Source organism: Exiguobacterium sp. R-39, from assembly GCF_049942815.1.
In the GTDB taxonomy this organism is placed as follows: Bacteria; Bacillota; Bacilli; order Exiguobacteriales; family Exiguobacteriaceae; genus Exiguobacterium_A.
This window is the reverse complement of sequence record NZ_CP187965.1, coordinates 189,585-203,261: the sequence shown is the minus strand read 5'-3', so window position 1 is coordinate 203,261 and position 13,677 is coordinate 189,585. Positions and strand designations below refer to the sequence as shown.

The following is a 13,677-nucleotide window of genomic DNA, read 5'->3' as shown; positions in this document are numbered from 1 at the left end:
ACGTCTATGTCTACGACCTTCCTCTTTGGATACATTGCCTTTATGGTTGTCACGATCATCGGTGTCAACCTGATTGTCCGGCGTGCACGTCCAGCCGTGGCCGGTGATGTTCCTCTTGACGACGTGCCCGACCATCTCGATAACGTTCCTGTAACGCCTGCACCGCAAGTGCAAGAGCGGACGCCGTTAGCGACCGCAGATATCAGTATTCCAAAAGTCTTGACGGTTCTCTTGATCGGGATGTTCATCGCGATTTTGAATCAAACGTTGATCAATGTCGCTTTACCTGTCTTAATCAATGATTTTAACGTCTCGACCTCGACGGCACAATGGTTGACGACCGGATTCATGCTCGTCAATGGTATCTTGATTCCAATCAGTGCCTTTTTGATGCGAAGTTATACGTTTCGTCAACTGTTCCTCGTTTCGATGACATTGTTCTTCTTCGGCTCCATCATTTGTTCGATGGCGATGAACTTTCCGGTCATGATGATCGGACGAGTCGTACAAGCAGCCGGTGCCGGTATTTTGATGCCACTCGGCTCAAACGTCTTCATGACGTTGTTTCCGCCGCATAAACGTGGAGCAGCGATGGGCATGCTCGGAATCGCGATGATTCTTGCTCCCGCAATCGGTCCGACGATTACCGGCTATGTCATTCAGAATTACGATTGGCATGTCATGTTTTACGGAATGGCCTTTTTCGGTCTTCTGACACTCTTACTGGGTGTCGCTTGGTTTAAACTCGTTCAGCCTTTATCCAAACCGAAATTCGATGCACTTGGTGTTGTCTTCAGCACGATTGGTTTTGGAAGTCTATTGTACGGCTTCAGTGAAGCCGGTAATGACGGGTGGGACAGCCCGCTTGTCATCAGCACGATTCTGATCGGTATCTTAGGAATCGCAGCGTTCGCCCTTCGCGAACTTTCAATGGATGATCCGATGTTGAATATCCGTGTGTTGAAAGTACCGGAGTTTTCGTTCACGCTATTCATCAATATCATCGTCACGATGGCGTTGTTCGGCGGGATGCTTCTGCTTCCGATTTACTTGCAAAGTATTCGCGGTTTCTCACCGGTTGATTCCGGTCTCCTGTTATTACCCGGATCATTGATCATGGGAATCACGGGTCCGATTGCCGGTCGACTATTTGACCGGTTCGGCATCCGACCGCTCGCTATTTTCGGATTGACGTTAATGACCTACGGAACGTGGGAATTGACACAACTCGATATGAATACCTCTTACAATTCGATCATGGGCATTTATATGCTTCGGTCGTTCGGAATGGCTTTCATCATGATGCCGATCATGACCGCCGGTATGAACGCCTTGCCGATGAAGATGATTCCACATGGGAATGCAACACAAAATACGTTGCGCCAGGTTGCCGGGTCAATCGGGACAGCGATTCTCGTCACAGTCATGACGCGGCAAACAACGGCTCATCTCGCAGATGATGCCAATCAGTTTACGACACTTGATCCAACTCTTTCACAGCATTTGAATGAGCTTGGACAACAGCTCGGTAGTCCGCAAGCAGCATCTGTCAGCTGGATGACGCAGTTGACGAAACAAGCCACAATCAGTGGAATCACGGATGCCTTTTGGGTGGCTACCGTCTTATCTGCTGTTGCCCTGATTTTGTCGCTTTTCATGCATGGAAAAAAAGAACCGAATCTCGATTAAGACTTTTCCAGGACCCGTTGACGGCACATCGTCAACGGGTTTTTAGTTGTTTGCCTTTGCACTTCTTTCCTAAAATCGCTACACTAGGGTCATTGAGTTTCATATCTAAAAGGAGATGCTGTATGGTTGCCTTTCTGCAATTTTATGCGTTCATCTTTGCCTGCTGTTTTGCCTGGCAAGTCGGACGCCCTTCATCCTGGTCTCAAAAGGTCACACGTGCCTTTTTAATCAGTATCAATAGTCTATTTATCTTTTTCCGGGCGTCCGTGTCCATCTTCCTGTTAATTGGACCGTTATTGCTTGTTTCTTACGTCTTATTTCCGAACTTATTATACTTCGCCGGACCTTTGTCCATCATCATCAGCATACTTGTCATCGGTCTGCTCGATCGGCTCGTCAGCTTCGTCATCCTGCCGATTATCCGTTCGTTCTTCCTGAAAAAAAACCGGATGATGCCGCAATTACTGGAAGCCGCCCTTTATACATGCTCGATGGGTGTGCTCCTGTACGTGAATTTGACAGTCGTACCCGGCGTACAGATTAACGTGATGATGGCCGTTTTCTTCGGCTTCACACTCTATTTTGCACATTACTTGTTTGCTTTATTCCGGATTCGCCAACTCAAGAAAAAAATAGCTTCTTCATCTGAAAAACGCTGATTCAAACCAGCGTTTTTTTAATTAACCGTTGACAATGATAATCGTTATCAATTATATTCTAAGAGTACTTACGTCAGGAGATGATCAATATGAACGCTCGACAACTGATTTTAGAACGACGGTCCGTCCGTGCTTATACCGATCAACCGATTCCAAATGAAATGATTGAAGAAATTCTCGAGGCTGCCATCTACGCCCCGACTCATAAATTGCGTGAACCTTGGCGATTTGTCCTTGCGAATGAAGAAAGCCAAGTCCGGTATGTCGATCAATTGATGCGTTTGCTTGCCCAGCGGGGGCAATTGGATCAAAAAACAGATGAACAGCGTCAGATGATGCGTCAAAAATTTGCTGAGGTCCCCGTTTACTTGACTGTTTTGTATGAAGTAAAAGGAACAGAAGATCAGCAGATGGAAGATTTGCTCGCGACCGCCGCCATGATTCAAAACGTTCAACTCCTCGCGACTGAACTGGGTTTAGGCTGTTGTTGGAAAAGCGGAAAACATTGGTTCACGGAGGAATATGCTGAAATGATCGGTGCTTCAGAAAGCGAACGTGTCGCAGGAGTCATTCAATTCGGCTGGCCTGCCTTGATTCCACCACTGAAAAAACGAACGGCTGCACGTGACAAGTTAACGCACTTCTAAATCGGTGCGCATTCTGCGAGCTACCCCTGCTCGCGCCAATCAAGCCCCATCATAATAGTTAAAGCGTTCATCTTTTCATTCCCTCCCCAAACGGAATCGTGAAAGATGGACGCTTTTTTTGATGTCTGATTCTGAACGACAAATAAAGGTGGCGGATTTAGTATCCACCACCTCTGTTCTGTTTCATCTGTTTCGATTCAATAAATCAAACGGTCTTCAGTTCTTCCGGACGCATCGATGCATCCGGGAGCGCTCCCGTCAAAATATGATTGACGATTCGTTTCGTCGCCTGTCCATCTTGATATGTGAAGAACCGGCCCGCGAACTTTTCAATCTGTTCGGGTTCAAACTGATTCGCCTTGATCCAGGAAATGACGTCATTGAATGACGAGACAATCGGTCCCGGTACAAATGATTCGTACGAAAAGTAAAAATCACGTTCTTCCTTATACGAATTCAAATCGTTCACGAGGAAGATGATTGGTTTTTTCAGTAAAGCAAATTCAAAAATAACGGAAGAATAATCGGTCACTAAAATATCCGCCACCTGCATCAAGTCATTGATGTCCGGATAATCCGTCATATCGATGATTTGATTCGAAAACTCTGTCGGCACGACCGGTCGGTTCAAGACAAACGGATGCATCCGTAACAATAGAATATGATCCGGTCCCAGTTGTTCACGAAATTGCTGGAAATCGAGTTCCTGATCGTAATGCGCAGTTGTTTGTCCATTTCCACGGAACGTCGGCGCCAGTAAAATCAGCTTTTTCGACCGCCATTCGGGATACTGATCATACAGTTTATGCTCAATCTGCACTTGCCGCTCCCGGTTTAACAACTGATCCGTCCGGGGAACGCCAAACGGATGAATTCGGGTTGAATCCATACCAAAAGCTTCAGCAAACGGTGCGATGCAAGCCTCTCCCGAAACATAGACTTTCGAATAGTTCCGGTGTATATCCACCATTTTCAAATAATCGTCATCCGGCGAATAGGACTTATCGAGGACACTGTAACCAAATTTCTTGAATGCCCCACAGGCGTGCCACAGCTGGATGACTTCTGTTCCTTTACGTAACGTCGAGACATAGACGGGATAATAATAGTCATCAATAATGAAGTAGCGGGCCGTCGCCAGTTCGTATGTCGCACGCATCATGTGGAAGACGTACTTGATTTGTCCCACTACATTTTGCGGGAAACGTTTCAATAAAAACACATACTGAAATCCGAGTTCACGACTTTCAAGTTCATCATAAACAGCGCGGAAGTTATCGACGAGCTTATCCGAACGATACGTCGCGAAGACGACTTTTTTTGTCTGTACCGGAAAGAACTTCGAGATCCAATACGTCACCACAAGCAAATAATGGACCGTTCGTCGCTGAATCAAACGCAGTTTCTGTTTCATAAGATCCCTTCTCTTTCCACTTTCATTCTTACATGCACCATTCCATGACGGTTTTACCGAAACGGTTCGTCAAATCACTTTCAAATGCTTGATGGATATCTTCGATTTGTCGAATCTGGAATACACCGGAAACCAGGTTGGACAAATAAGCTGGAATATCTGGATACTGCTGATACAATTCCATCGTCCGTGCGAAATCAGCCGGTGTACTCCGACTTGATCCATAGACACGTAATCCCTTTTCAAGAATCATCCGCGTGTTGACGGCGACCGGTTCTTCCGAAACGCCAAGCAATGCCATCGTTCCTTCAGGAATAATGTAATCAATCATCTGATTGATCGCATATTGACTGCCGATTCCACCCACACATTCGAATCCGTGATTAAACGAGACATCATCCGGAATTTGATCGATATGATACGTTTCATCCGCAAACGAGAAATAATCCAACTTCGATTGTGTTTTTCCGAAAACGAGCAATTTTGCTTCCGGATACAATTTACGTAACATCAAGGCTGTGATGAATCCGAGATTTCCATCTCCCCAGACGCCAAATGTTTCACGGCGGCTGTGAGCAATCTGATCGAAGCGTGTCATGGCATGAACGGAGACACTGACAAGCTCCGTGAAAGCCGCGACTTCCGGATCGAGATCAGCCGGCACTTCGACGAGACGATCCGGTTTGATGAAGACATAATCCTGCATGTAGCCGTCATAACCGCTCGAGCGGAAACGGCTTGTCCGCAAGTAGTTTTCTCCGATAATGTCATCCGTTTCCGACGGTGTGTTCGGAACCATCGCGACCAACGTACCGATCTTAAACGTGCCTGACGGATCATGCACTACTTTACCGATGCCTTCATGAATCATCGCCATCGGTAACTTTTTCGCTAACACTTCAGCACTGCGGCTACCCGTGAAGTAACGTTGATCCGCGTGACAAATCGATAGGAAAGTCGGACGAACGACGACCCGGTCTGAATTGAGTGACCGTTCGTCATACGTCACCTCGATTTGGCGTGGTGCCACGAGTTGATAGACTTGGTTAATCATTGGTGAATCCGCTCCTTCAGAATAGCATTGGCGATGCGGAGATCGTACGGTGTCGTTACTTTAATGTTGAACAATTCACCTGTGACGAGAGCGACCGCTTCACCTTTAAGCAAGAGAATCTTACATGCGTCTGTCAAAATTGCCCGCTCATCGGTTGATAATGCTTCGTAATGATTTTTCAGTTTCGTAATTTGGAAACTTTGCGGCGTTTGTCCCTGATACATTTGATCACGGACCGGAATATCGGAAATCGTTTTTCCGTCCGTCGAAGCGACAATCGTATCAATGGCTGAGATGACGGTGTCACACGCTCCGTATTCGAGTGCTGTCGAAATGTTTTCTTTAATGATCCGGTGTGTCAAGAACGGACGGACTGCATCATGTGTGACGATGACATCCTCGTCTGACAAACCGTTTTTATTTTCAATCCAGTTGATAGCTGCCATGATGGACTCGTTGCGGTCACTTCCGCCTGCCGTGATGACGATCCGCTCATCGGTCCCAATGTATTTCTCCAAGATATCGCGTGTATAGTTGATCCACGCCGTTGGAGTCACAATGATGATTTGATCAAAATCTTCGTGTAACAGAAATTTTTCCACGGTATGCACGAGGATCGGACGTTCTCCGATTGACAGGAATTGTTTAGGACGATCGACATTCCCCATTCTTGTTCCTTTTCCGCCAGCTAAGATTGCTGCATAAATCATCTTGTATCGCAAAGGACCCACCCAATAGACAATGGCGCTGCCATGGGTCACTTCGCTTCCCTCCCTTGTAAAAAAAGTTTTTTGTTGTTTCCACTTACCAGCGATGTGGGTATGTCTCACAATATGTCTTCTTTCGACGATTCTATCCACCTAAAGCAAAAAAAATAGATAAAGTTCTATTTTTTTTGCTTCATCACGATATAATGATGGGTGATTTCTAATATCACTATACTATGTTCGTGATGATTTTAAAAATCTGTCATTGTTGTGTAAATGCATTGTAATCATTTAAGCGAGGAGAGATTGTTTTGACAGAAGAAACACAGATGCCGATATTACAGGCACACGTTAACTATCTAGAACTGGCGGGAACAAAATTCCGCTTCGAGGCTCGTCTTTTCGGATTAACTGATTTCCTTCAGGCCGAACAGCTGCTTTTTGAGAATCCTGCTGTCCCTGAAGTCACAGAAGAAACACAACCGGAAGATGAATACATCCAGTCCGAGGCGCCGGCGGAACCGATCCCTTTAGAACGGGCTATCATTTTCCGTAACAAACGAAATAAACGGACATTCATTCTTCGTTTCCCGTTTGAAGGTGACTGGACAGAAGAAACATTCAGCGGAGAGCTTGATCTCAATCACCTGACCCCGACCGGGCGCCCGTTGCCGATGGGTTATTTCGATGCGTTCTTCGGAATCGTCCAAGGAAAATCAATTTTACATGAAGCTCCATTCGGTGATACACGTTCCTTGATTCCGATCATTTACCGTGTTGAAACAAAACATAGTAATGTCTTGCTCAAACTCGAATATGAACTGGTCGTCCAGTATTCAGAATACAGCAATACCCTAGGTTTTCATTCCCTTAAGCAAGGAGAGACGAAACGTTTTATCCGCTTGATTGAAAAATTCAACAAAGCGAAGAAGAATTGGCGGAAACGCGCGTTTAAATTCCGTCGCTTTACATTCAAGAGTATTTACAATGTCACGAAATGGACGCAACCGATCCAAGACAACAAAGTGGTATTTGCTTCGGATTCCCGAAGTGATGTCAGCGGGAATTTTGCCTATATCTTAAACGAAATCGAACGCCGGGATTTGAACCTTGACGTTAAAACGTTCTTCAAACCTAATTTGCAGTCCCGTCGCGATTGGCGTGACAAATTTACATTGCCGTATCATCTCGCGACGGCCAAAACGATTTTAGTTGATGATTTTTATCCGATGATTTATCCGCTCAGCATCCGGAAAGGAAGCGACCTTGTTCAAGTCTGGCACGCAGTCGGAGCCTTCAAGACATTCGGATACAGCCGTCTTGGCAAGCCGGGTGGTCCAAGTGCCAACTCGCTCAGCCACCGGAACTACACGAAAGCCATCGTCAGTTCGCATAACGTCGCCCGTCACTATGCGGAAGGATTCGGATTACGGGAGGATCAGGTCATCGCAACCGGAATTCCCCGGACAGATATGTTCTTTGACCAAACCTACATCGCCGATGCAAAAGAACGGATTTACGAAGAATATCCTGTCTTTAAAACAAAAAAAGTCATCATGTTCGCACCGACTTTCCGTGGGAACGGCGCGAAAAGTGCCCATTATGATTTCAGTCAACTCGATTTGGATGCTTTGTATGAAGCTTTCCATGAAGACTATGTCTTCGTTTTGAAGATGCATCCATTTGTCCGCCGCCGGATGGAGATTCCGGAAGTCTATGCTGACTTCTTCCTCGACTTGACGGATCATCGGGAAATCAACGAATTACTGTTCGTCTCTGATATTTTGATTACCGATTATTCATCGACGTGTTTTGAATTTTCACTGCTCGACCGCCCGATGTTATTCTTCGCCTATGATTTGGAAGATTACATCTCAAAACGTGACTTCTATTATGACTTTGAAGAATTCGTTCCGGGACCAATCGTCCGTACCTCGGAAGAGTTGATTGAACGGATTAAGAACGAAGATTTCGAGATGCAAAACGTCAAAGCCTTCGCGGAATACTTCTTCGAGCATCAGGACGGAAAGTCGAGCCAGCGTTTCGTCGATCAAATCATCCTTGGAGAAAACAAATGAATCCAACACCAAAACCAATGACCTTTTCCTATGATCATTGGCTCGGGAACTACAAAGTGCTACTGATTTTCATGGTCGTGTTCGGACACCTGATTGAAACGTTCCGTAATCTTGATGGAAACGATCCGGTCCAAATCGTCTACAACATCATTTATTTACTGCACATGCCGGCCTTCATCTTCATGAGCGGATATTTTTTCAAGGAAGTCAGACCAAAACGAATCTTTTCGTTTGTCGTCCTTTATTTCATCTGGCAATCGATTCATGAAGTCTATCTCGCTTATGTTAATGAAAAGACAGTCGATGGATTAGTGGATGGTCTCCTGCATCCGCTCGTTCCGAGCTGGACACTCTGGTACCTGCTCGGAATCATTATTTGGCAAATCGTGACACCGGGATTCCTGACCTTACGTTATCCGTTGTTGATCAGCATTGCGTTTGCTCTGCTGATTAATGCTAATCCGGGTTCGATCACGAACTTCCTGTCCTTACAAAAGGTCATCAGTTTTTATCCGTTCTTCTTGATGGGATATCTCGTCAAAGAACGGGGATGGCTCGCGGACGGACGGATTCGTGACCGGATGACGTCCCCCATCGGTCGTTTGACCGGATTACTCGTTTCTGTTTCCATCGCCATCGCTATGGCCATTTGGACAAAAAACGGATTCGATACGGTCTGGTTGTTCTACCGGGACACGTACGGTGAATTTGATGTCCCGGTACTCAAAGGCGCATTAATTCAGCTCTTTTTGTACGCGGTCAGTACCGTAATGATTTTTTCTGTATTAATGATGATTCCACACCGTTCCTTCGGTGGTCGGTTTGATCAAATCGGGATTCAGACGTTGGTGATCTATCTGTTACACTCGTTCATCGTCCGGCTGTTTCGGGATTCGGTTCCACCATGGATTGCCGAGTCGCCGGTGCTCCTGATCGGTTCATCCTTCTTGCTCGCCCTGTTCTTCGTTTGGATTTTATCGAGTCGTCCGGTTGTTCGACTGTTTCGACCGTTATTGTCACCAAATGTCAACTGGCTGTTCAAGAAAACATCGTAAACTTTTCTTCAAAAAAAGCACCTGATGCCAGGACCAGATCTCGCTTCTTGAGATTTGGTCCTTTTTGTATCGGTACGATAAAATTGACAGGATCTTTGCCTTGAAACTAAGATAGTAGAGGTTGCTATAATAAACGCTTACACAAGCGTGCAGAAAGAAGGGATCCCCTTGCAAGCGGATCAACGTAAAAAATTAACGGTCCTGATGATCAACATGTTCATCGCCGTCGGGAGCTTCGGGATCATCATTCCGATTCTGCCCGCTTACTTAGCTTCAATCGGTCAAGGCGGTACAGCTGCCGGTCTGATGATCGCGATTTTTGCCGGCGCCCAGCTCGTCATGTCACCGGTTGCCGGAAAATGGGCTGACCAGTACGGTCGCCGCAAGATGATCATTTACGGTTTGATCGGATTGACGTTATCGATGTTCGTCTTTTATTTCTCGAACTCGGTTACGATTCTTTACATCTCACGGGCCATCGGCGGTGTCGGTGCGGCGCTTCTGATTCCTGCAATCTTTGCCTATGTTGCGGATATCACGACGATGGATCAGCGCGCGAAAGGCAACAGCTTCGTCTCTGCTGCGATGTCACTCGGGATCGTCATCGGTCCCGGGATTGGCGGCTTCCTCGCCGAGTTCGATCTGAAGTTGCCGTTACTTGTTTCGGCACTCGTCTCACTTCTAGCCGTCTTATTCAGTGTCATTCTTCTTCAAGAAAGTGACGTCCATGACGCGACGGCGATGGCGCCCGACGAAGGCTCCATGTGGAAAAAGCTTGGCGCATCGTTCCATAAGCCGTACTTCGTTCCGCTCGTCATCACACTCGTCATGAGTTTCGGATTGATGGCCTATGAATCAGTCCTCGGCCTGTTCGTCGACAACCAGTTTGGTGCCTCTCCAAAAGACATCGCCATCATGGTGACGTCGACCGGCATCATCAGCGTCATCGCTCAGATTTTCGTCGTCGATAAGTTATCACGCAGTCTCGGGGAAGGCAAAGTCCTGAACATCTTCCTGTTGATCGCGACGCTTGGCTTCTTGTTGTCACTCCTGACAGCAAGTTACGGCGGCTTCTTCGCCGTCACACTCGTCATCTTCCTTGCGACGTCGATCCTGCGTCCTGTTTTGAACACGATGATTTCAAAACTGGCCGGAAACGAACAAGGATTTGCGATGGGGATGAACAACGCCTACATGAGCATCGGAAACGTCCTCGGTCCGACACTGGCCGGACTGTTATATGATGTCAACATTCTTTACCCGTTCATGCTTGGACTTGTCTTCCTGGCCGTGACACTGATCGGATCTGTCATTTGGCAACGCCGTCAGTCCCGTTTGATTAAAAAGATTGAACAGACATCTTGATTCAGATGTCATAACAAAAGCAGGAGGTCGTCCGATTGGATTGTCGGAGAACCTCCTGCTTTTTTCATATGGTATGGAAACATCAGCCATGCAACGTCGTCCGGTCCCACCAAAGCGCCTGCAGGAAGCGGAGGGTTTTGACAAACGTTTCGACGACGAGCAATACAAGTAAAAATGCCGTGAATCGTAAATCAAGGACATGATTCAAGACTAGTCCTAACAGGAGCGTCGTCACGAAGACACGTCGTGTCAGCTCAATTGAAGATACCTCGAACGTCGTGACGATACTGTATACCAACAGGCCGACCAAGATGCTGACAGGGACGGTTTCCGTTGTATAATCGACTAGCAGATACATACTTATAATCAATCCGATCAAAGCTACCCAGTACGTGTATCGCATAGATGTTCCTCCCTATTGATCACATCATAGCAAATTCTGAACCCTCGATTTTCAGTATCTCGAAACAGGCGAACGGAAAACTGAAAATCCTTTTATCCGTACTGTTTTTGATGAGCTTTCTTTAATTTTAAGTACTCTTCATCCGCCCGGATCAAATCCCATTTTTCTTGAAAGATTTCCGCGGATTTTGCTTTTTCCGGATCAATTTCCCGTTCGTTTAATTCACCGGTCTCTTTATTTTTGTATTTGCGTCCGCCTTTGTAATTCGTATAACGGCGTGCCCGCGTATGCCCCATTTGGATGAACTTTCGTGCCATGTCCATTCCGACGAAATCTCCGGCCTCTTTATAGTCGAGGTACATCTGATAAATCTTTTCGGAAGATTCTTTGGCAATTTCCGGCGTCTTGAACCGCCAGTGCGGTAGGATTTCCCCTTTATACGGTTCGACGAGCAACACACCCTGTTCGCCCCGCCCGACCCGGTATTTTTCCGGTTCCTTCCGAAAATCCGTCGTCTTGAAGTCCAAATCGTAATCAAATGCCATTTTCACCGCCTCCTTCTATTGAAAGATTCCCGGGAACGTCCGGCTTTAATCGTGTGGATACAGTCCGGTCGTATAGACCGCCGTCAATGTCTCGGCGATTTCTTCAATCGTCGCCGTCGTCTCTTCCCGGACGACTTCGAACAAATACATTTCATTGGCGAAAAACCAGCCGCGTGCGACGAGTGTCGGATTCAAGTCCGGACGCGCCAGTCCCGCCGCTTGCGCATAGTGAATATCACGACTGATCCGTTCAATGAAGCGCTCGCGAATCTGTTTCCACTTCGTCCGGATGACATAGGATACCCCGATTGCCTGCTCGACGACCCGGAGCATCTCCCGTTCCTGTTCAGCAAGCTGTAAAAACGCCGTTGCCTGCTGCTCGATTTGCTTTTTGGCCTCTTCAGCTGTTCCGGGCTCAAACGGCTGTTCCGCCACCAGGTGAAAACGATCCATGACGTCTTCCATCAGGACAATCAGCAGTTCATCCTTCCCTTCAAAATGAACGTATGCGGTTCCATAGCCGACACCCGCCCGTTTGATGATTTGTGAAATCGTCGTTGTCTGAAAGTCATTTTCAAGAAAGACAGCCCGTGCTGCGACAAGCAGTTTTTCCCGGGTCCGGACTGTCCGCAAATGCCGTTTGTCCATTTTGGATTCATTTGATTTCATCATAATCAACCACCTCTCCTGATTCTCTATCCGATAATATTGACATAGTGTCAATTTGTTTGCTACGCTTTTGTCAAAATTGATTACTGATTCATTTAAGGAGGAACGGACATGGCATTGACCGCTAAGCGTGAAGAAGCAATCGAACGAGACGAACAGGATCGACTGGCCCCTTACCGGAACGAATTTTATCTGCAGGAAGGTTCGATTTATATGGATGGCAACTCGCTTGGCCTGTTGTCGAAACGGGCGGAAGCCACGTTACTCGAATCGCTCGCCGATTGGCGGGAACTCGGGATTGACGGATGGATGAAAGGTCGGCACCCCTGGTTTGACTTGTCGGAAAAACTGGCTGCCTTGAACGCACCGCTTGTCGGTGGACGTGCGGATGAAGTCATGGTGACCGGTTCGACGACGGTCAATCTGCACCAGCTGGTCGCGACCTTCTTTGCTCCGTCCGGACGACGGACGAAAGTTTTAGCCGACAGTTTGACGTTCCCGTCTGATATTTATGCGCTGCAAAGCCAGCTCCGGTTGCGCGGACTCGATCCGGCGGAACACCTCGTTCAGGTCGAAAGCCGCGACGGACGGTTTCTTGATGAAGCGGACATCATCGCCGCAATGACTGATGACATTGCCTTGATCGTTCTGCCGACCGTTCTTTACCGGAGCGGACAAATTTTAGATATGGAACGGCTGACCCGCGAAGCCCATGCCCGCGGGATCCTGATCGGCTTTGACGGCTGTCATTCCGTCGGCGCGATTCCCCATGCCTTTCATGACTGGGGCGTCGACTTTGCGTACTGGTGCAACTACAAACATTTGAATGGCGGTCCCGGTGCGGTCGGTGGATTATTCGTCCATGAACGTCATTTCGGAACATTGCCCGGTCTGACCGGTTGGTTCGGTTCCCGTAAAGACAAACAATTTGATATGAATCATACGATGACACCTGCCGAAAACGCCGCTGCCTTCCAAATCGGCACACCACACGTTTTAAGCCTCGCCCCGCAAATCGGTGCGCTCGAGTTGTTTGCAGAAGTCGGCATCGATGCCGTTCGGACAAAATCACTGGCACTGACCGACTACATGATGGCGCTCGTCGATCAGGAATTGACGCCGTACGGCTTTGTAATCGGAAATCCGCGTGACGACACACGACGCGGCGCTCACCTGAGTCTCGAACATCCGGAAGCGGCACGGATTTGTAAAGCGCTGAAAGCCCATCAGGTCATTCCTGATTTCCGGGCACCGAATATTGTCCGCCTGGCCCCTGTTGCCTTGTATAATAGTTTTGAAGACGTCTATGAGGTCGTTTCGATTTTGAAAACGATCATGGACGAAAAACAGTACGAACAATTTAAGAACGAACGCGAAGTCGTCGCGTAAGGA

At 47.3% G+C, this 13,677-nt stretch carries 13 protein-coding genes; 7 read left to right on the top strand and 6 right to left on the bottom strand.

Annotated features, from left to right (window positions below; translation table 11 throughout):
* Window positions 1–6: 6 nt before the first annotated feature.
* From ACP26N_RS01190 to ACP26N_RS01180, 3 genes are all read left to right on the top strand, one after another.
* A complete protein-coding gene (locus tag ACP26N_RS01190; RefSeq protein WP_131973424.1) occupies window positions 7–1,689 on the top strand; it encodes a DHA2 family efflux MFS transporter permease subunit in 1,683 nt (560 codons plus the stop codon).
* Between the two features lie 122 nt (window positions 1,690–1,811).
* Complete coding sequence (locus ACP26N_RS01185; RefSeq protein ID WP_131503228.1) at window positions 1,812–2,348, top strand: hypothetical protein; 537 nt, start codon at window positions 1,812–1,814, stop codon at window positions 2,346–2,348.
* Window positions 2,349–2,437: 89 nt separating this feature from the next.
* On the top strand, window positions 2,438–2,995 hold the full coding sequence (locus ACP26N_RS01180) for a nitroreductase family protein (protein ID WP_131503227.1): 558 nt from the start codon (window positions 2,438–2,440) through the stop codon (window positions 2,993–2,995).
* 205 nt (window positions 2,996–3,200) lie between these two features.
* Here ACP26N_RS01180 and ACP26N_RS01175 read toward each other — a convergent pair whose 3' ends face one another.
* From ACP26N_RS01175 to ACP26N_RS01165, 3 genes are read right to left on the bottom strand one after another with little or no spacing between them, the layout of a single operon-like run.
* Window positions 3,201–4,409, bottom strand: coding sequence for a CDP-glycerol glycerophosphotransferase family protein (locus ACP26N_RS01175; RefSeq protein ID WP_426354492.1), 1,209 nt, complete (start codon window positions 4,407–4,409; stop codon window positions 3,201–3,203).
* Window positions 4,410–4,437: 28 nt separating this feature from the next.
* On the bottom strand, window positions 4,438–5,463 hold the full coding sequence (locus tag ACP26N_RS01170) for a ribitol-5-phosphate dehydrogenase (RefSeq protein WP_131503225.1): 1,026 nt from the start codon (window positions 5,461–5,463) through the stop codon (window positions 4,438–4,440).
* Complete coding sequence (locus ACP26N_RS01165; RefSeq protein WP_026829555.1) at window positions 5,460–6,173, bottom strand: IspD/TarI family cytidylyltransferase; 714 nt, start codon at window positions 6,171–6,173, stop codon at window positions 5,460–5,462. Before ACP26N_RS01165 ends, ACP26N_RS01170 begins: the two co-directional genes overlap by 4 nt.
* Before the next feature lie 308 nt (window positions 6,174–6,481).
* Here ACP26N_RS01165 and ACP26N_RS01160 point away from each other — a divergent pair, with 308 nt between their 5' ends.
* The 3 genes from ACP26N_RS01160 to ACP26N_RS01150 all read left to right on the top strand — a co-directional run bounded on the left by ACP26N_RS01160 (window position 6,482) and on the right by ACP26N_RS01150 (window position 10,668).
* Window positions 6,482–8,248 (top strand): CDP-glycerol glycerophosphotransferase family protein, encoded by a 1,767-nt coding sequence (locus ACP26N_RS01160; RefSeq protein WP_426354490.1) that lies wholly within the window; start codon window positions 6,482–6,484, stop codon window positions 8,246–8,248.
* Complete coding sequence (locus tag ACP26N_RS01155; RefSeq protein ID WP_426354488.1) at window positions 8,245–9,303, top strand: acyltransferase family protein; 1,059 nt, start codon at window positions 8,245–8,247, stop codon at window positions 9,301–9,303. Before ACP26N_RS01160 ends, ACP26N_RS01155 begins: the two co-directional genes overlap by 4 nt.
* 168 nt (window positions 9,304–9,471) lie before the next feature.
* Complete coding sequence (locus ACP26N_RS01150) at window positions 9,472–10,668, top strand: MFS transporter (RefSeq protein ID WP_131973428.1); 1,197 nt, start codon at window positions 9,472–9,474, stop codon at window positions 10,666–10,668.
* 82 nt (window positions 10,669–10,750) lie between these two features.
* On the opposite strand, the gene ACP26N_RS01145 is transcribed toward ACP26N_RS01150, so the two are convergent.
* The 3 genes from ACP26N_RS01145 to ACP26N_RS01135 all read right to left on the bottom strand — a co-directional run bounded on the left by ACP26N_RS01145 (window position 10,751) and on the right by ACP26N_RS01135 (window position 12,285).
* Window positions 10,751–11,071, bottom strand: coding sequence for a hypothetical protein (locus ACP26N_RS01145; protein WP_426354486.1), 321 nt, complete (start codon window positions 11,069–11,071; stop codon window positions 10,751–10,753).
* A gap of 92 nt (window positions 11,072–11,163) precedes the next feature.
* Window positions 11,164–11,616, bottom strand: a complete 453-nt coding sequence (locus tag ACP26N_RS01140) for a DUF4385 domain-containing protein (protein ID WP_131503221.1) — start codon at window positions 11,614–11,616, stop codon at window positions 11,164–11,166.
* Between the two features lie 45 nt (window positions 11,617–11,661).
* Complete coding sequence (locus ACP26N_RS01135) at window positions 11,662–12,285, bottom strand: TetR/AcrR family transcriptional regulator (protein ID WP_426355377.1); 624 nt, start codon at window positions 12,283–12,285, stop codon at window positions 11,662–11,664.
* Window positions 12,286–12,396: 111 nt separating this feature from the next.
* On the opposite strand from ACP26N_RS01135, the gene kynU reads away from it, so the two are divergent.
* The gene (gene kynU / locus ACP26N_RS01130; protein WP_426354485.1) at window positions 12,397–13,674 is read left to right on the top strand and encodes a kynureninase; all 1,278 of its coding nucleotides are present in this window, start codon (window positions 12,397–12,399) and stop codon (window positions 13,672–13,674) included.
* The last annotated feature ends 3 nt before the right edge of the window (window positions 13,675–13,677 follow it).